Source organism: Solwaraspora sp. WMMA2056 (genome assembly GCF_030345095.1).
In the GTDB taxonomy this organism is placed as follows: domain Bacteria; phylum Actinomycetota; class Actinomycetes; order Mycobacteriales; family Micromonosporaceae; genus Micromonospora_E.
Genome location: NZ_CP128360.1, coordinates 2,297,835 through 2,315,608 on the forward strand (window position 1 = coordinate 2,297,835; position 17,774 = coordinate 2,315,608).

Here is a 17,774-nt window from a genome sequence, read left to right on the forward strand (position 1 = left end):
GATGTTGCGGCGGGCTACGCCCAGACTTTCCGGGGTTGGACATGAGTTCGCATCCTCTCCATGGCTACTTCGGACGGTGCAGTTCATTCCCCTACATGGATATGGCCGTGTGAGGTCCAACGTTCGACGTCCTTGTTGCGGATCGGGCGCATGGCTGGTGTGAACGGCTGCGTCGATAGGCTGGCCGGTATGGGCGATGCGACGGGTGGAGCCGATGGGCTGCTGTGGGGTCGGACCGACGACGGCACCAGCCCCGAGCAGTCCGATGCCCATCGCTGGCAGGTGTTCGGGGCGCGGACCGTGTATGAGCGGCGGCCGTGGGTCAGCCTTGACCTGGTCGACGTCCAGCCGCCCGGCGGCGAGCGGTTCGAGCATCACGTCGTACGGCTGTTTCGGGCTGCGATCGGCGTCGTTGTCGACGATCGGGACCAGGTGCTGATGCTGTGGCGGCACCGATTCGTGTCGGACCAGTGGGGCTGGGAGCTTCCCGGTGGCATCGTCGACGACGGCGAGAGCCCGGCGGTAGCCGTGGCCCGCGAGGTCGAGGAGGAAACCGGCTGGCGGCCGACGACCATGCGGCACCTGATCTCGTATCAGCCGATGGTCGGCATGATCGATTCGCCGCACGACGTCTACTACGCCGAGGGGGCGACGTTCATCAACCGGCCAGCGGCATCTGACGAAGCCGGCGAGGTCGCGTGGGTGCCACTCGCCAGTATCCGAGGGCTGCTGGACCGGAACGAGATCCTCGGCTCCGGCTCGATCGTCGGACTGCTACACGTGCTGGCGTTCGGCGTACCAAAGGGCTAGACAACTGCGGTGATTCGGGTCATCAGTTGGTTGAGGCGTCGCTGGTTCCTCAGCGATCCGGTCCGGCTGGCCAGCGCCCGCGCACGTCGTGCTTCCTGCTCGGCTTCGCGCAGGTCGCCGCTGGCCAGGTGGGCATGAGCGAGACCGATCCGGAGACCGGCCTCGGCGCGAGTGAAGGTGCCGTCCATCGCGGCGAGGGCGGCATGCAGGTCTTCGACCGCTGCGCCTTCACCCAGTAGGGCATGGGCGTTACCGCGCCAGCGGGTCAGGTGGGCCTCGTTGAGGAAGATTCCGGCGACCTCCTCGTCTCGCATTTCCGCACCGCTCGGCAGTGTCGCGGCGGCCCGGTCGAGTGCGGCGTGGGTTGCCGGTGCGTCCGACAGCATCGCGGCGAACTCGGCGTGGGCGGCATGCAGCCAAGCCAGCAGCCGGGCGGGGGCCTTCCGCTCGGCCACGGCCAACGCCTCCAGGATCAGCGCGCGGGCAAGCTCCGGCTTTCCGGCATCGACCAGGACGTACGCCTGTTCGCCCATGGCGTGCGCGACCAGTGCTGGGCTCGCGGCTTCGACCGCTGCTCGTCGCGCCAACTCGTAGCAGCGCCAGGCGCGGTCGACCGCGCCGACGTCGAGCGCCTGCCAGCCGGCCAGCGTCGCGGCACCGGCGAGCGCCCGCGCGACGGGCCGTCGCGCAGCCGGCAGTACGGAGTACGCCAGGGCATTCTCCAGCGTCTCGACGTGGGTGCGCATCTGATCGCCGAGCGTGGGAGCGCCCATCTGGCGATCGATGGAGCGAAAGAGCTCGGTCTGCTGCGTCAGCACGCCGACCAACCCGACGTCGACCGACTTGGACGCCTCGATGCGCTTGGCCAACTCGGAGTACGCGTTGTCCAGCGTCTCGCCTGGCGTTGCGGTCGGTCCGAACAGCTCGGCGTCGGTCAGCCCGAAAATCGCTCGCAGGACCGCGCGATACTCGTCGCTGACCGACCGTCGACCGTTCTCCCACTCGGAAACGTAGACCTTGAGGCTTGCCCGCGTGGCCGTAGCTGCGCCAGCGGCGGCGCGCCGCCGAGCGATTTCATGAACGAGCCGTGCCTGCGACCATCCGCGCGACTCGCGTGCTGCCTTGAGCGCGTTCATCCCGCCTCCGTCCGGTCACGCTCATGATGCCTCACCTGGACCGGGAACGACAGGGGTTAACAGGGAGGAGTTAACCATTGTGGTCTGTCCTCTTGCGGTGCTGAGCCGGTTTAGTCGATGACGACAGACAGCGTTGGTCGGCCACAAGATCGAAAGCTAATCGTCGAGTTGGGAAGGGCGATGCTGCATGATCCACTCGGCAACCGCCTCGCGGGACCAGATACGCCCGGTGGTCAGGGAATCCAGGGGTGCAGGGAAGGTGGGCCGTTTGACGATCTCGGATGCACGCTGACGCGAGATCCCGCCGAGCATTTGTTGTATCTCCGCCATGGCAGCCAACCGCATGCGGAGAAGTTAAGGACTTGACGGGCGTCAACCCCGTCAACTTGACAGCCCTTACATCTGCGTCGACGAATGTCTAATCATACGCTGAATCCACGAGCGAGCATCACCAACTGATGGGAGGCGAGCCCCACCATGACCCAGATGGACGACGACCGGTGGCGGGAGTGCGGGTCGGACTGGCGAGACCCGGGCAGTGGCCCCGGAGGACTGCCAGACGACGCACCTGTACCCGCGCCCGTGCCCGTGCCCGACGACCGGTCCGCTGACGACGACCCGAGCAGCCGCTTCGGCACCCGTACCGCTGCTTGGAGCGCGACCGGACCGACCAGCCCGCGCCCCGACCTGGGCGACTGCGCCTGACCCGGCACTGACACAGCGCACGTAATCGCAACCCATGATCTGCCCCGGTCGCCGTACCGCCAAGGAGGGCTGCGGTGATCGGGGCGGGGGTGGCCCTGCCCGAGTCGGCAAGGGGCCGGGCCACCCCCATCCAGTAGGCACATCAGCACACGCAGCAGGGGAGGAGCATCGATGATGCGCAGGATGTGGCAACGAATCCGGGTCCGCTGGGGACGCCGACGGATGGCGTCGACCCCGCCCAGCCAGTGGCCGGCCGGCAGCAGCCCCGGCGTGCACCGGGTGCCCGGCACCAACATGCGCTCGGCGGCGTACCGGCCGATCCGGCCCTGGCAGGTGCGCAACCAGCGGTTCCGCCCGGCCGGCGTCGCGACCCGCGGCCTCGACCCGGCCGACGTCAGCGCGTTCCTCGACCGCGTCGCCCACGACCTCGGGATCCTGTACGCCGAGCTGGACCGCACCTGGGAGCAGAACAACCGGATCAAGGAGGCACTGCGCCGCTGGCAGACCACCCAGGCCATGATCAGCCAGGCCGCCGCCAACCACACCGCCGCCCAGCAGGCCGCAGCCCAGCAGGCCACGATCGGTCAGGCCGCCGTCCACTACAGGGCGGGTGCCGCCCGGTGACCGACCAGAACGACAGTGACGCCACCGTCGTCGACTGCACCAGCTGCGACGGCGGTGGCGTCACCTCCCACCGGTGCAGCTGCACCTGGTACGGCGACACGCTCATCGTCGACGACGACCGGTCGAGCGCACCCCCGGGCGGGTCGGCGTACCGCGATTGTCAGGTCTGCGGCGGCACCGGCGCGACCTGCACGACCTGCCTGTCCTGCGGCGGGCTCGGCCGCCGCCGCGCCCAACTGGTGCTGACCGTCGCCAACGTCGACACCGCCGCCGTCGCCTCCGTCACCGTCGTGCCCGGCGCGCTCGACCCGGTACGCCGCGACGGTGACTGGCTGCTCGACCTCGACGCCGTCGTCACCGACCTGGCCGGCCGGGTCGACGCCGCGCACCTCTACGAACCGGACGCCCCCGACCGCGTCATCTACGCCGGCAGCCTCAGCCTGCCCCACGAGTGGCGGCCCGACCTGCCCGCCGCGCGACGGCACGCCCTGGAAGCCGCCGCGATCGCCGAGCGTGCCACGTACCCGTGGCGGGTCTGGCTCGGCCGCACCACCCGGCCGCCGCGCCCCGAACCGGCCCGCCACCTCGGCGAACTCTGCGCCCTCGCCGAACTGCTCTGCCTCGACCTGGTCGTCGAAACCCGACCAGACCCGTACGGCGACGGCCGCCACCGCTGGCAGCTGCGCCTCGAACTGCCCGACACCGACGTCGGCGACACCTTCGCCGGCAGCATCGCCGGCGCCGACACCCTCGACGCGGCGATCGCCGCCGCCGACCTCACCGGCCTGGCCGCCGGCCTCGCCGACCGCAGCCGCGACGCCCCCGCCCACTTCCTGCACCCCAACGAGCGCGGCGGCCTGCCGATCGGACCGCCGAAACTCGACCTCGACCAGCTCGAACGCCGCATGATCGCCGACTGCACCACCCTCGTCACCGGCGCGCCGACCCCGGGCGCGCAGGCCATCTGGCGCGACGGACGCTGGTGGCACACCAGCCTGCGGGTGGTCGCCGTCGTCGAGGAACTCACCGAAGGTCAGACCGGTCAGATTCGCCGCCGTACGGTCGACAAGCTCGCCCGCTCGTGGCAACCGCCGCCGCCCAGCTGGCAGGGGCCGGCGATCCCGTACGAACCGTGCCCGTACTGCGTACCCGAGCAGGGGCTGCGCCGCTGCATCTGCACCATCGGTGCCGCCACCGCCGACCCGCAGTGCCGCCACTGCGGCGGTGCCGGGCTCAGCGGCCGGCACGGCTCCGGCCTGCTGCGCTGCTTCAGCTGCGGCGACACCGCCCAGATCCGGCACGGCGTCGTCGTCACCGTCACCGACGGGCAGCACTGGGCGCGGCACCTCAACTGGGCCGTGCCCGCCGCCGGCTCCGCCGTGGCACCGCAGATCGGCAGCCAGCCCGGCGGTAAACCCATCCACCAGGTGCCACCGCCGTACCGGCTCCCCGCACACCTCGGTGGTCTGGCCGTACGCGGACAGCCGGTCAGCCTGGCGCAGCTCACGCCGCTCGACGACCACGCCCGCGTCTACCCCGAGGAGCTGTGGCACGGCTGGACCACCCTCGACCACCCTGGGCAGGACCCGCTCACCGCGTACCTGGCCGACGTCGCCAACGGCCACCCCGGCGGCCGGCTGCTGCTGTACGCCGCCGAGCCCGACGCGCCGTCGCTGGCGCGGGTGCTCGCCCTCGCCCACGGGCTTGGGCTCGCCCTGGTCGTCACCGTCGCCGACCACCGGCACAACGCCGGTACGCCGTACCAGGTGCAGGGGGTGTCGTGGGGTGCCTACTTCGCCCCGCCCGGTGCGGCCGGCGCGTCCGGCGCGGCTTTCGGTCTCAAGGCGTACCCGGACCGGCGCACGATCGGGCAGGCGTTGGCCCGTGCCGTCGAGTATCTGTCGGTCGACACCAACGCGGCGGTGCCGGCCGAGCCGGGCACCCCGATCGCCGTACCGCAATCCGCGCCGACGCCTGCGGTCTACGGTGGTCCTGCTGTCGACGACGCTGAACCGGACGACGGACTGGTGCCGTTGTTGTCGCTGCTCGCGGCGCACTACGCCGGCGAGACGGTGATCGTCGTGCTCGCCGCGTCCCACTGCGCGGTGCACGTACGCGAAGGTCCGGAAAACACCCGTTGTCTCGTCACCGCGGCCGACCTGCGGGCCGCCGTCACCGCCCTACGCCTGCACCCACCCGCAACCTGACGCCCCCTGCCCGCTGGGGGTCTGCGTCGATGTGAGGCTGAGATACCCTACGCCGCAATCATTCGGTATCTCAGCCTCACATCGACGAGGTGGTTCAGCCGAGCACCGCCTCCCAGGCACGGAGAATGCCCAAGTGATCGATGCACAGGTCCCCGACCGCGCTGCACTGGCCGCACGGTCGCCAGCGGAGCTTGCCTTTTACCTCCGCACGCAGGGTTGGACGGCGCAGAACCAGTCGGACACCGGCGTTCAATGGATCAAGGTGGTGGACGGCGAGGAGTTCGAAGCACTCCAGCCGGGGAAGTCGATGCTTCGTGATTACCCGGCCCGGGTGCGAGACGTCATCCAGGTGCTCTCCGTCGTTGAGGGCCGATCGCCGGTCGATATTCTCGCCGACATGGCCCACACACCCCACTCGCTGTTCGGCGGAGGGTCGGACGGGCTGCTGCTGTTCGGCATCACCCCGCCGCGTCGCGACGCCGCACCAGAGCGGATGCGCGAGATCGCCCAGGTCACCCTGGATCGGCTCGCGCCGCTCGACCTCGACGCCCTGGTGCTCTACGACATCGACGACGAGGCGGACCGTAACCCGGACGAACGGCCGTTCCCGTACCTGCCGACCGCCGACCCGGCGGAGTTCCACGCCGAACACCTCGGTGCCTGGCGACGTCCGGTGATCATCTACCGCTGCGTCGGGAAGTACCAGGAGTCGCAGTTGCGGTCGTGGTTGACGTCGGCGGACACCGACCAGGTCGGCGCGGTCTTCGTCGGCTCGTCGTCGCGCGACAAGCCGGTGCACACCAGCCTGACCCGGGCGCACGAGGTACGCCGTGAGACTCGGCCGGATCTATTCGCCGGCGCGGTGACCATCACCGAGCGGTACACCCGTGGCCGCGACGAGCACCTGCGCATGTTGGCCAAGCAGGAGCAGGGCTGCGCGTTCTTCATCTCCCAGGTCGTCTACGACGTCGATGCGACCAAGAGCATGTTGTCGGATTACTACTACGCGTGCCTCGATCGAGGTGTGGCGCCGCGTACGGTCGTGTTGACCATGTCGGTGTGTGGGTCGCTCAAGACGTTGTCGTTTCTCCAGTGGCTCGGCGTCGACGTTCCCCGCTGGCTGGAGAACGCGCTGCGGCGCGCCGATGACCCACTCGCCGAGTCGTACGCCCAGTGCCTGCGCAACGCGAGTGACCTGCTCGACTTCTGCCGCCGTCTCGGGTTGCCGTTCGGCTTCCACGTGGAGAGCGTGTCGATCCGCAAGGTCGAGATCGAGGCCGCGGTCTCCCTCGCGACTGAACTGCGGGCGATGCTCGACCGGAACCGTTGACGACTCAACTGACCGATTACCGGACCTAGCTGACCGCCTGCCAGGCGAGGCGGACGGCGAGTAGCCCGATGATGCCGTTGCCGACCAGTGCGGTGATCAGCCGGCCGCGTGGACTGGTGAGCACGCGGCCGAGGATCGCGCCACCGGTGGCCAGCAGCAGTTGCCAACTCGCCGAGGCGACGAACGCCGCCACGACGAACACCGTGCCGACGAGCACTCGACCATCGGCCGAATCCGCCGTGTGCCCTTGGTAGCCGACCACGAGGGCGGCGAAGTAGACGATGGTCATCGGGTTCAGCAGCGTCAGCCCGACGAAGACGGCGTACGTCCGGGCGGCCGACCCGGTCGGCACCGGCTGCGTCGCGTCGGCCGCCGCGTGACGGGCCCGCACTGCGGTGAGGATTCCCCGTACGGCGATCGCGACGAGCACCACGGCGGCGGCGGCCCGCAGGACGCCGATTGTCGGTTGGAGCAGCCGGGCGATCGCCGCGCCGCTGACCACGGCGGCGACGGCGTACAGCCCGTCGGCGGTGGCGGTGCCGAGCCCGGCGGCCGCACCGTGGCGCAGCGACACCTGTGCGGCAAGGGTGACGATCAGGACCCCGATCGCGCCGACCGGGATCGCGATGCCGTAGCCGGCGAGCAGCCCGGATGTCAGTGCCTCGATCACGGCAGGACTATGCCGACCCGCCTGATCAGGCGGCAACCAGTTATGCCGCCCCGTCCGGTCCGGGGCGGCGTACGGGTGCCCGGCCAGGGGCCCGGCACCGATGCGTTGACGAGGTGGACTGTATTGACTAACGTCACTCCCAGTCTGGAGATGTTAACGTTCGTCAATGTTTTGCGCGTAGGGGTGATCACGACAATCGCTCAAGCCGCCGCAGTTGACGACCACCGTATGGAGGGCCGCTTTAAGCGCGTCGTCACCACCGCCACCGCCGTCGCTGCGGCGGCGGCCATGATCCTGACCGCCGGCTGTACGCCAGGGTCAGGCGGCTCCGGATCATCGGACCCGAACACCTTCGAGTTCTGGTCGTTCACCGGGATCAACCAGCAGGCATCCGTCGATGCGTACACCAGCGACCATCCGGACATCGAGGTCAAGCTCACCGAAGTGGGCGACACCAGCGAAACAGCCCAGGCGCTCACCGCCGCACTGGCCGGTGGCAAGGTGCCCGACCTGGTGCTGATCCAGGGCGACAACATGCCGAAGTTCATGCAGGCCCCGGAGAACTTCGTGGACCTGACCACGCTCGGCGCCGACCAGATGACCGGCGACTACCTCGACTGGGTCATTTCGCAGTCGACCACCGAGGACGGCAAGGTCATCGGAATACCGACGGATGTCGGTGGCATGGCGATCGCGTACCGGACCGACCTGTTCGCCGCCGCCGGCCTGCCCACCGACCGGGACGAGGTCTCCGAACTGTGGCCTACCTGGGACGCGTTCCTGGAGGTCGGCAAGCAGTACGTCGCGGCAACCGGCAAACCGTTCCTGGACAACACTCCGACGAGCATCTTCTTCCAAGCGGTCAACCAGGGCTCGGAACGCTACTACGACGCCGACCGCGAGCTGTCGTACGACAAGAATCCGCAGGTCAAGGCGGCGTTCGACCTGACGCTGGAGATGTACGAGGCGGGCATCTCCGGTCGGATCGCCTCCTGGACGCCCGGCTGGACCGCCGGAATGAGCAAGGGCGACTTCGCGGTGATGTCGGCACCGTCCTGGATGCTCAACGCGATCAAGACCAACGCCCCGGACAGCGCCGGGAAATGGGACGTCGCCACCATTCCCGGTGGATCCGGGAACTGGGGCGGCAGCTACCTCGCCATCCCCGCGCGGGCGCAGAACCCGGCGGCGGCCTGGGACTACATCGCCACGATGCAGTCACCCGAGGGCCAGCTCGCGCACTTCCTGGAGCACGGGGCGCTGCCGACCACGCCGTCGGTCTACACCAACCCGCAGTTGATCGCGAAGACCGACCCGTTCTTCTCCGACGCGCCGATCGGCCAGATCTACACCGAGTCCGTGGTGAACATCGAGCCGTTCTACATCGGCCCCGACGACGCCACCATCGGCACCGAACTGCTCAACACGCTCACCAGCGTGGAGCAGGGCCAGGTCGCACCCGACGAGGCGTGGGAAACCGCGCTCACCAACGTCAGGAACGCCCTCCGCGGCTGAGTAGACGACCCACGTGCGGCGGCCGCCGGAGCATCCGGCCGGCCGCCGCGTGTCACGGAAGGTGAGCGCTGTGACCACCATGCTCAGCCCGGCCACGGCTCGCCGGACCGCCGGCCGGCCGGGCCGGTCCCGTCACATCCAGCAGGGCGTACGGGAACGACTGGCGCCGTACGTGTACGTCGCGCCGTTCTTTCTGCTCTTTTTCGTCTTCGGGCTCTTCCCGCTGCTGTTCACGTTCTACATCGCCCTGTTCGACTGGAATCCGATCGGCGAACGCAGCTACGTGGGGCTGAAGAACTTCTCCGACCTCGTCGACGACCCACGGTTCTGGGGTGCACTGCGCAACACGTTCAGCATCTGGCTGCTGTCGACCGTTCCGCAGCTGCTGATCGCGCTCGGCATGGCGCACGTGCTCAACCACGTACGGCTGCGGGCGGCCACCCTGTTCCGGATGTCGATGCTGGTCCCCTACGTCACCTCCGTGGCCGCGACGACCATCGTCTTCGCCCAGCTGTTCGACCGCGACTACGGCCTGCTCAACTGGCTCATCGGGCTGCTGGGATTCGAGCACGTCGACTTCACCGCGTCGCCGTGGGGCAGCCACTTCATGATCGCGGTGATGGTCGCCTGGCGGTGGACCGGCTACAACACCCTGCTGTACCTCGCCTCACTGCAGGCGGTGCCCCGCGACCTGTACGAGGCCGCCGCAGTGGACGGCGCCAACGGCTGGAAGCAGTTCCGGCACATCACCGTTCCCTCGCTGCGGCCGATCATCGTGTTCACCGTCATCACCTCGACGATCGGCGGGCTGCAGATCTTCACCGAGCCGCTGCTGGCCAACCCGGTGGGTGGACTCACCTGCGGCGCGGCGCGCCAGTGTCAGACCCTCACCCTGTTCCTCTACGAGCAGGCCTTCGGCCGGTTCCACTTCGGCTACGGCGCGGCCATCGGCGTCGCGCTCTTCGTGATGGTCGTGATCATCTCCGCGATCAACTACCTCCTGGTCACCCGGATCCGCTCGGAGCGCCCATGAACCCCGCCCCCTCGACCAGCGGGCGCACGCCGCACCGGCGGCGTCGCGCCAACCGGATCCACCCGGCCGTGTACGTGGCGCTCTGCGGCATGGTGTTCTTCAGCGTGTTTCCGCTCTACTGGATGTTCGTGGTGGCCACCACCGACTCGGCCACCGCGTACAACCTGCCGCCGCGTGTGCTGCCCGGCGGCAACTTCTTCCACCTGGCCAGCCTGGTCTTCGAGATCGTGCCGTTCGTGCAGGCGCTGATGAACAGCCTGGTCGTGGCCACCTCGATCGGCGTGGGTCAGGCATTCCTCTGCGCGCTGGCCGGGTTCGCCTTCGCCAAGCTGTCCTTCCGGGGCCGCAACACGTTGTTCCTCATCGTCGTGTTGACGATGACGGTGCCGACCCAGCTCGCCGTCGTACCGCAGTACCTGATCATGTCCCGCTTCAACTGGGTGGACACCCTGCAGGCGTTGATCGTCCCCGGGCTGGTGAGCGCGTTCGGCATCTTCTGGATGCGGCAGCACATCGGCAACGTGGTCGACGACGAGCTGATGAACGCCGCCCGGGTGGACGGGGCGACGACCTGGCAGATCTTCTGGCGCATCGCTTTCCCGGTGGTCCGCCCGGCGGCGTTGATCCTGGGCCTGTTCGGCTTCGTCTACGCGTGGAACGACTTCCTGTGGCCGTTCATCGTGTTGAAGTCCCCGGAGCGCTACACCGTCCAGATCGCCATCAAGGCACTGCAGAACAACCGGGACATCGACCTGGGCCTGGCCATGTCCGGCTCGTTCCTGGCCACGTTGCCGGTGCTGGTGTTGTTCGTCTTCGTCGGCCGGCGCCTGGTGCAGGGAATCATGGAAGGGGCGTTCAAGGGCTGACCAGTTCCCGGGCCGCTGCCAGGTCAGCGGCGGGTGGCGGCCCAGGTCAGCGGCGGGTGGCGGCCCAGGTCAGCGGCGGGTGGCGGCCAGCGCCCCGGCGGCGGTGGCGCCGAACCCGACCGCCATCAGCGGTAGGCCGAGCCCGAACGGCAGTTCCCCGACCCAGTTGATGTTGCTGCGCTCCGGCAGGCCGCCGAGGGTCACCGCGACGACGGCAGCGGCCATGAACAGGCCGGCGACGGCGGCGCCGGCACTGAGCAGAGCGAGCTCGACGCTGCGCCGGGCCCAGAGACTGGCGAGAATCGCGACGGCCAGGAAGACCACGACCCACCAGACCCAGCCGCCCCCGCTGCTGACCGTCAGGTAGCTCCAGCCCGAGTACCACCACTGGCGACGTTCCGTGGCCTTGAACCAGGGGAGCAGGAAGCCGAGCAGTGCGGTGACCGTCCCGACCAGCATCAGCGCGTCCGGTGCGGGGCGGTACGACTTCTGCGGTGTCTCCACGAACGGCGACGTTAGCAGCGTGGTGCTATTTCTTCCGCCGGGTCCTGCGGGCTCGCCGACTCCGCCGGCTGTCGGTCCTGCCGCTGGTGGCGGCGGTCTCGGTGACGCTGCGCCGGATGCGTTCGACGGTGTGCCAGTTGAAGGTCATGCCGGCCGCCAGCATGATCAGGAACGCTGCGGCCGCCGTCAGCATGGTGGCGACGTAGCCGCCATCGGCGGCGATGCTGATCGTGGCGAAGATGGCGCTGGCGGCGAGGGCGAGACTGGCGATGACGCCGAAGGCGAGCGAACCCTGGAGGCGGTCCGCCGTCCGCAGACCCAGTGACAGTCGCACGATGTCCCGGACGCCGAGTTTGATGTCCACGGTGGTGGGCGTGCGGCCGATGTACGGATCCTTTGGTGCGGGCTCACTCTGCAGGTCGATCGACCGGGTCACCCTGGCTCGTGCTGCCATCGTGCCACCTCGCTGATCGGCGGGGTGAAGGTGTCTGCGCGGCCACCTCCAGGTCGGTGATCCAGCCGACCTGCTCTCACGTTAGCAGCATGTGAGTGATGTAAGCATTAAGCGAGTAGCATCTGATGGTCATGAACTGGCAGACATGCACACTGCTGTGCAAACAAAGGGCTGGCCTTTGCTGGGGTACGGCGGTCGGTGGCGATCCGGCAATGTCGGTTTTGGCCGGTGATGCGAAGCTGTGCCCTGCTATCTACCAGGCATGTATCCTACCTTCAGGGGAGAGGTGTTCCGCTGATCGATGGATAGCGAGGTACCTGCGTGCAACTTGACGACTACCAGCTTGAGGGGCAGCATTGCTACATGCATCGTGGTGATAGTACGCAGACGCCGAGGTCGCGCCAGACCTGACCCATCCGCGGGAGCCGGCCCATCTGACCACCCAGGTCGAGATGGCGGTGAGCCGTGGCTTCATGCGTTCATGGACGTATGGTCGACAAGGCAATCAGTGTGGCGGTGAACCGTGACCGCGCGCCGGAAGGCGCACCCGGTCGGGCGTACCGCCGCCGACGGAGGTGAGAACTGTCATGAGCTCTAAGAGTCGCCCTGCGGCGGTCAGGGAACCCGCCACCAGCTCACCGCACACCGATCCTCCGCACGGTTCTCCGGCAGCGCCCGAGCCGCCACCGCCTGCCGCGCCAGGTGGGGCCGGCGGGCTCGTCCGGGTGACGGTCAACCTGACGCCACGCTCGGCGGACGCGCTCGACAAGATCAGCGTGACGACCGGCCTGTCGAAGACCGACGTGATCAACCGGGCCCTGCAGATCTATCAGGTGGTCGAGGATCTGCTCGACCGTGGCGAGGGCAGCATCCTGGTACGCCACCCCAACGGCGAGCACGAGCGGGTGTACATCATCTGACCCGTTGGTCAGTCGTCCCGGTCGACCCGATGTCGGCGCAGCCGGACTTCGGCGTCGCTGCTGGGCCGTTCGACGTCGGCAAGGTTCAGCTGTACCCCGGGCCGACCTGTCGTCCGCCGTCGCGACGAATGATCGACGACAATGTCCGCCCGAGGAGTCGGCTCCTCGTCGGAGAGGTCGATCCGGCCGGTACGTTCTGGCATGGGTCGTCCTTCCGTCGGCGAGCGTTGCTGCGGGGATTCGACGATCGTCGTCGCCACACTGTGCCAGAACTGGGCCGGCCGGTCGGTGCTCCTTCCGGTGCGACGTAACGGACTTTCAGCCGGTGCGGCCGGCTACCCGGGTGTCCTGTCCTGACAGTCGTCTGTGTAGACATCGTGGTTCGGCCCGTCGTTCCGGGTGTCAACGGCATCGGCTGATTGTCAACTCTGTCGATGTGACGACGGTGTCGGCGTACCGGTGCGAGGAGCATCTGGCGTACCGGCGGCGGTCGCCGATGCGCGAGAGGTGCGCGCGAACCGACCGCCGCGACGAAGACAGGGGTTGGTCGCCATGCTGCGCACACATCGACGACGACTGCGGCGGCGCACGCTGGCCGCCATCCTGGCCGGCGTACTGCTGGCCGCCGGCCTGACGCCACTTGCCGCGACGGCCGCGCCGCAGGCGGCCGTATCGCAAGCGGTGTGGCAGGTGGATCGGCTCGGCTCACCGGTGCCGGACCCCACCTCGATCCTGCTCGTCGGGGCGGTCGCGGTGCGGGACGCTCCAGGTGCCAAACAGCGGCCGTACGTGTTCAACGTCGTCGACGGTGAACTGTGGCTGAACTGGTGGAACGGTGACCAGTGGATCTGGACCGGGTTCGGTGGCGTGCCGTCGGGCAGCCCGATCGCCAAAGCCGTCGGGGCCATCACGGTCCAGAACAGGTCGAACGGGGCGGACTACCCGTACGCCTTCGTCAGCACCGCCGACGGGCACCTGTGGGTCAACCGGTGGACCGGCGACAGATGGCTCTGGCAGGACCTGGGCTTCCCGTTCGACGGCGTCCGGGTCGGCACGCCAGTCGGCGTCCTCACGGTCCAGCAGACTCCGGACGGGCCGCAGGTGCCGCAGACCTTCGTGGTCGGCTCGGACGGCAACCTGTGGCTGCACAACTGGATCAGCGGCACGGGCGACTGGCTCAACTACGGCACCCCGCGTACCGGCACGTTCGACAACCTCCGGGACAGCCGGGTGGTCGGCGTCGCCAACCTGCGTACCACCACCGCCGCCGGCCCGGACCGGGCCCAGACGTTCCTGCTCGACCGGCAGGGCAACCTGTGGCGCGGCGCGGACACCGGCTATTCCTGGGCCTGGACCAACCACGGTCTGGCGCCGTTCCCGAACGCCGGGGCGACCAACGGCGTCGGCGCCGTGACGATGCTCGGCGCACCGGGCGAGGGAACGTTCCCGTCCGCCTTCGTCGGCAACCTCAGCATCATGTACGCGTTGAGCTGGACCGGCAGCGAGTACAAGTGGACGGCGCAGGGTGGTCCCGGCTCCGTGGTCTATCTGCGGCGCACCGGTGCGGTCGCCGTCGCGGACACTCGGCTGGTGCGGCAGCGGCCGTACGTGTTCACCGTCGATCTGGAGGGTGGCGTGATCGAGTGCAACTGGTTCACGCCGCAGCAGCAGTGGACCTGGTCGGCGCAGGAGGGTACGGACGCCCTCGGTATCGACCCGACCGCCGGGGTCGCCGTCGGCATCCAGGACGCCCCGCTGCTGCCGCAACGGCCGTACGTCTTCTACTGGTCCCGGCAGGGCCCCACCCAGCTGATGGTCAACTTCCGGGGCCTGGTGCCCTGACCTGCCGGTCGGCGGCGGTGCCCGAGGTGGCCGCCGCCCAGTCAGCGAGGGCTTCGCCGACCCGGTGGAAGCCTTCGCCGGCGGCGCTGAAGGCGTAGCTGCCGTCGGCGAGCCGCTGGATCAGCCCGCGCTGCTCCAGGTCGGCCAGGCGCTGGGTCAGGGTGACCTGGTTGACGCCGGTGTCGCGGGCCAGGTCGGTGAAGCGCCGTGGGCCGACGAGCAGCGCGCAGTGCAGCTCCAGCATCCAGCGTTCCTGCATCAGGGCAAGGAGACCGTCGAGCTGGCGGTCGCGGACGTCCGGGTCGCTGGTGTCGCCGGCCCAGGCCGCCAGCTCGGCGAGGACCGGGCGCAACCCGATGCCGGTCGCGGTCAGGGCGTAACGGGTGCCCGGTGGGGTGGTGTCGATCACCGTACGGCTGACGATGCCGGCCGCCTCCAGCTCGCCGAGCCGGCGGGCCAGGGTGCTCGGCCCGACGGCCGGGACGGCCCGGCGCAGGTCGTTGAAGCCGGCGGGTCCGTCGAGCAGTGCGTGCACGATGTGCAGCGTCCAGCGGCCCCGCAGTCGACCCACGGCGGCCAGCAGTACGCCCGCATCGGCCTGCACGTCGCCACTGTATCCAGTGGCACACTTGTTAAAGCGCGGTAGCTAGTACTATTTTTTTAGTCATGACCGAATCAATCAAGCAGGCCCTGGTCACCGGCGGCACCGGCGGGATCGGCCTGGCCACCGCCCACGCACTGGCCGGACACGGCTACGCCGTCACGATCGTCGGCCGCGACCCGCGCCGCGGCGACGCCGCCCGCGACCAGGTCAGCGCCGCCGGCCCCGCCGCTGCCCGATTCATCCGGGCCGACCTGTCGTCGCTGGCAGCCGTGCGCGCCCTGGCCGACGAGATCCGCGCCGCCGGCCCGCTCGACCTGCTGGTCAACAACGTCGGCGGGGTCTACCGCCAGCGCTGGTACACCGCCGACGGCATCGAGGCGACCTTCGCCATGAGTCACCTGACCGGCTACCTGCTCACCGAGCTGCTGGTCGACGACATGATCGCCGCCGGCCAGGGGCGGATCGTCAACCTGACCTCGGGTGCGATCCGGTTCGCCGACCGCACCCCGCTGGACCGGGTCGAGGTCGCCGGGCGCTACTACGGCTTCGCCGCGTACGGGCGGGCGAAGCTCGCCAACCTCGCGTACACGATGGGTCTGGCCGACCGACTCGCCGGCACCGGCGTCACGGTGCTCGCCGCCGACCCGGGGGCCAGCGCCACCGACATGGGCCGGTCGATGCGCGCGGACCTGTTCCCGATGCCGGCCCGGCTGGCCTTCCCGCTGATCTACCTCAACCTGTTCCGGACCAGGCCCGGCGACGCTGCCCGCAGCTCGATCGCCGCCGCCATCGGCGGCCTGCCGGCCGGCGGCTTCCCATCCGGTACGGTGCTCGGCCCGAAGGGCACACCGGTGCGGCCGGACGCCCGCGCCACCGATCCGACGGTGATCCGGGCCGTCACCGCGCTCAGCCAGGCGACCTGCGGATACGCCCGCACCGACAGCCGGTCAGTGGCTGCGGGAAAGGATGCGTTGCCCGAGTAGCGTCACATGGATCAGGTCCGCGGTCTCGTCCGTGCCATCGCCGGTCTTCACGGCGAGCAGCAGGCCGGTGTCGGCGGCGGTGAACGCGGCCGTGACGCCGCCGCGTTTCGCCACGCCGATGCCGACCGTTCCCGGGAAGGTCACCGAGCCGGCGCCCAGGCCGGTCACGCCGTCGCGGGCAGTGAGCTGGTCGATGTAGTCGGCCTGCAGGTTCTCCGGTGGCACCACACTCAACCGGACGAGTTGCCCGGCCGGGTCCTGCCACACGCATTCGGCGAAGCCCGCCCCGTAATCGGTACCGGTCGGCTCGGGTACGCCGTCGCCGAAGACGGTCGCCAGCTCCGGCCGGGTCGGCAGGGTGCACGGGTCGCCGAAGTCCGGCCCGTCGTCCGCGTCACCGCCGACCGGCGCCGAGTTCGCAGTGGAGCCGACCGGTGCCGAGTTCGCAGTGGAGCTGGCCGGCGGTGACGGCCGCTCCCCACCGGCTGGCCCGCTCGCAACACCGGCCGCCGGGTCCGCCGCGTCGGTGCCGCACGCCGTGAGGGACGCCAGCAGGGCAGCGAGCAGACCTGCGGCGAACCCGCGTGCCGGAATCATCGGTCACCTGCCACGAACCGGATGCGCCGCCGGTGCAGCCCGGCGACCAGGGCCAGGCCGGCGGCGACCAGGGCGACACCGCTGACCGCGTACGCGATGCCGGCCGTCCCGGTCACCGGTAGTTCGCCGCCCGCGCCCCCGCCGCCCGGCGTCGCCGCAACGGTCGGCGAGGCCGGCGCGGGTGACGTGGTCACCATGGTCGTCGGAGTCGGGCTCGGTGCGTCGCAGGCCGAAGGACGGGTGTACGTTCCGGCCATCCAGGTCGGAGCGTCGAGGGCGAACGGCCCGGTGATCAGTTCGTACCTGGCGCCGTCCGGCAGCGCGAAGGCCAGCTCGGTGGTGCCGGGCGGGACCGGTGCCAGTGTTTCCCCGACCGGGAACGTCTCGGCCGTGACCAGCAGCAGGTCGTCGACGGACCCGGTGCCCAGGTTGGTCACCGTCAACTCCGGCCCGGCGCACCCGTCGTCGGCGCTGACCTGCAGGACCGGACTGTCGGCGCAGCCGTCCGGAGCCCGGAACGGTACCGGCGGGGTGTCCCGTTCGCCCGCGCGACGGATCACGAAGATGTCGCCGTCTGCCGCACCGTAGCGCCGGAATCCGCTGCCGAGCATGGTGAACTGCTCCACCACCACGTCGTTGCGCAGCACCACGGTGTCGACCGGCTCCACGTCGTCGTCCAGCGGGTCGGATGTCCACCGTACGTCCAGCGCACCGCACACCATCTCCACCGCCAGCTCCGGCGGGACGGCCTGCGCCGGGGAACCGGCACCGAGCACGAGACCGGCGGTGGCGACCGCGACTGCGCCGCCGACGGCGGGCAGCCGTCGGATCAGCTGACGTGAACACATTGCGGTACTACCTCTTCCAGATAAGAGACTGTCAGGCAAACGACCGGGACAGCGGCCCACGCCGGCGGCCGGTCGACGAAGTTGATCGAGCGGAGGACACAGTCCAGCACGGCGGATACCGGCCCG

The 17,774-nt window shown here is 69.6% G+C and carries 20 protein-coding genes; 11 read left to right on the plus strand and 9 right to left on the minus strand.

Going from position 1 to position 17,774, the window contains the following annotated elements; genetic code table 11:
• The first annotated feature begins 189 nt into the window (after positions 1 to 189).
• On the plus strand, positions 190 to 810 hold the full coding sequence (locus O7608_RS10570; protein WP_289209776.1) for an NUDIX hydrolase: 621 nt from the start codon (positions 190 to 192) through the stop codon (positions 808 to 810).
• On the opposite strand, the gene O7608_RS10575 is transcribed toward O7608_RS10570, so the two are convergent.
• Both O7608_RS10575 and O7608_RS10580 read right to left on the minus strand, forming a co-directional pair.
• Complete coding sequence (locus O7608_RS10575) at positions 807 to 1,946, minus strand: NsdA family TPR-like regulatory protein (protein WP_289209777.1); 1,140 nt, start codon at positions 1,944 to 1,946, stop codon at positions 807 to 809. The genes O7608_RS10570 and O7608_RS10575 overlap by 4 nt on opposite strands.
• A 156-nt stretch (positions 1,947 to 2,102) precedes the next feature.
• Positions 2,103 to 2,291: a hypothetical protein gene (locus O7608_RS10580; protein ID WP_289209778.1), complete on the minus strand. Its 189-nt coding sequence runs from the start codon at positions 2,289 to 2,291 to the stop codon at positions 2,103 to 2,105.
• A 141-nt stretch (positions 2,292 to 2,432) separates the two neighbouring features.
• Between O7608_RS10580 and O7608_RS10585 the strand changes: the two genes are divergently transcribed.
• From O7608_RS10585 to O7608_RS10600, 4 genes are all read left to right on the plus strand, one after another.
• Positions 2,433 to 2,651, plus strand: a complete 219-nt coding sequence (locus O7608_RS10585; protein WP_289209779.1) for a hypothetical protein — start codon at positions 2,433 to 2,435, stop codon at positions 2,649 to 2,651.
• 294 nt (positions 2,652 to 2,945) lie between these two features.
• The gene (locus O7608_RS10590; RefSeq protein WP_421361473.1) at positions 2,946 to 3,275 is read left to right on the plus strand and encodes a DivIVA domain-containing protein; all 330 of its coding nucleotides are present in this window, start codon (positions 2,946 to 2,948) and stop codon (positions 3,273 to 3,275) included.
• Entirely contained in the window at positions 3,272 to 5,482 is a 2,211-nt protein-coding gene (locus O7608_RS10595) for a hypothetical protein (protein ID WP_289209781.1), read from the plus strand. The genes O7608_RS10590 and O7608_RS10595 overlap by 4 nt, the downstream gene beginning before the upstream one ends.
• A 397-nt stretch (positions 5,483 to 5,879) precedes the next feature.
• On the plus strand, positions 5,880 to 6,812 hold the full coding sequence (locus O7608_RS10600; protein ID WP_289209782.1) for a methylenetetrahydrofolate reductase: 933 nt from the start codon (positions 5,880 to 5,882) through the stop codon (positions 6,810 to 6,812).
• Positions 6,813 to 6,837: 25 nt separating this feature from the next.
• Here the strand turns inward: O7608_RS10600 and O7608_RS10605 are convergent, their stop codons facing one another.
• Positions 6,838 to 7,482, minus strand: coding sequence for a LysE family transporter (locus tag O7608_RS10605; protein ID WP_289209783.1), 645 nt, complete (start codon positions 7,480 to 7,482; stop codon positions 6,838 to 6,840).
• A 228-nt stretch (positions 7,483 to 7,710) separates the two neighbouring features.
• Here O7608_RS10605 and O7608_RS10610 point away from each other — a divergent pair, with 228 nt between their 5' ends.
• The 3 genes from O7608_RS10610 (at position 7,711) to O7608_RS10620 (ending at position 10,896) form a co-directional block, all read left to right on the plus strand.
• On the plus strand, positions 7,711 to 8,997 hold the full coding sequence (locus O7608_RS10610) for an ABC transporter substrate-binding protein (RefSeq protein ID WP_289209784.1): 1,287 nt from the start codon (positions 7,711 to 7,713) through the stop codon (positions 8,995 to 8,997).
• 79 nt (positions 8,998 to 9,076) lie between these two features.
• The gene (locus O7608_RS10615; protein WP_289210851.1) at positions 9,077 to 10,030 is read left to right on the plus strand and encodes a carbohydrate ABC transporter permease; all 954 of its coding nucleotides are present in this window, start codon (positions 9,077 to 9,079) and stop codon (positions 10,028 to 10,030) included.
• A complete protein-coding gene (locus O7608_RS10620; protein WP_289209785.1) occupies positions 10,027 to 10,896 on the plus strand; it encodes a carbohydrate ABC transporter permease in 870 nt (289 codons plus the stop codon). Before O7608_RS10615 ends, O7608_RS10620 begins: the two co-directional genes overlap by 4 nt.
• Positions 10,897 to 10,965: 69 nt before the next feature.
• Here the strand turns inward: O7608_RS10620 and O7608_RS10625 are convergent, their stop codons facing one another.
• Positions 10,966 to 11,400, minus strand: a complete 435-nt coding sequence (locus O7608_RS10625) for a hypothetical protein (protein ID WP_289209786.1) — start codon at positions 11,398 to 11,400, stop codon at positions 10,966 to 10,968.
• Between the two features lie 25 nt (positions 11,401 to 11,425).
• A complete protein-coding gene (locus O7608_RS10630; protein WP_282229209.1) occupies positions 11,426 to 11,854 on the minus strand; it encodes a hypothetical protein in 429 nt (142 codons plus the stop codon).
• A 587-nt stretch (positions 11,855 to 12,441) separates the two neighbouring features.
• On the opposite strand from O7608_RS10630, the gene O7608_RS10635 reads away from it, so the two are divergent.
• Positions 12,442 to 12,774: a ribbon-helix-helix domain-containing protein gene (locus O7608_RS10635; protein ID WP_289209787.1), complete on the plus strand. Its 333-nt coding sequence runs from the start codon at positions 12,442 to 12,444 to the stop codon at positions 12,772 to 12,774.
• Positions 12,775 to 12,782: 8 nt separating this feature from the next.
• Here the strand turns inward: O7608_RS10635 and O7608_RS10640 are convergent, their stop codons facing one another.
• A complete protein-coding gene (locus O7608_RS10640) occupies positions 12,783 to 12,977 on the minus strand; it encodes a hypothetical protein (protein WP_289209788.1) in 195 nt (64 codons plus the stop codon).
• A 349-nt stretch (positions 12,978 to 13,326) separates the two neighbouring features.
• Here O7608_RS10640 and O7608_RS10645 point away from each other — a divergent pair, with 349 nt between their 5' ends.
• A complete protein-coding gene (locus O7608_RS10645; protein WP_289209789.1) occupies positions 13,327 to 14,616 on the plus strand; it encodes a PLL family lectin in 1,290 nt (429 codons plus the stop codon).
• Here O7608_RS10645 and O7608_RS10650 read toward each other — a convergent pair.
• Positions 14,591 to 15,220, minus strand: coding sequence for a winged helix-turn-helix transcriptional regulator (locus tag O7608_RS10650; protein ID WP_289209790.1), 630 nt, complete (start codon positions 15,218 to 15,220; stop codon positions 14,591 to 14,593). The genes O7608_RS10645 and O7608_RS10650 overlap by 26 nt on opposite strands.
• 62 nt (positions 15,221 to 15,282) lie before the next feature.
• On the opposite strand from O7608_RS10650, the gene O7608_RS10655 reads away from it, so the two are divergent.
• Positions 15,283 to 16,203 carry an SDR family NAD(P)-dependent oxidoreductase gene (locus O7608_RS10655; RefSeq protein ID WP_289209791.1) on the plus strand — a complete coding sequence of 307 codons (921 nt, stop codon included), beginning with the start codon at positions 15,283 to 15,285 and terminating at the stop codon, positions 16,201 to 16,203.
• Here O7608_RS10655 and O7608_RS10660 read toward each other — a convergent pair.
• The gene (locus tag O7608_RS10660; RefSeq protein ID WP_289209792.1) at positions 16,168 to 16,800 is read right to left on the minus strand and encodes a hypothetical protein; all 633 of its coding nucleotides are present in this window, start codon (positions 16,798 to 16,800) and stop codon (positions 16,168 to 16,170) included. The genes O7608_RS10655 and O7608_RS10660 overlap by 36 nt on opposite strands.
• Positions 16,797 to 17,648 carry a hypothetical protein gene (locus O7608_RS10665; protein WP_289209793.1) on the minus strand — a complete coding sequence of 284 codons (852 nt, stop codon included), beginning with the start codon at positions 17,646 to 17,648 and terminating at the stop codon, positions 16,797 to 16,799. The genes O7608_RS10660 and O7608_RS10665 overlap by 4 nt, the downstream gene beginning before the upstream one ends.
• Between the last annotated feature and the right edge of the window lie 126 nt (positions 17,649 to 17,774).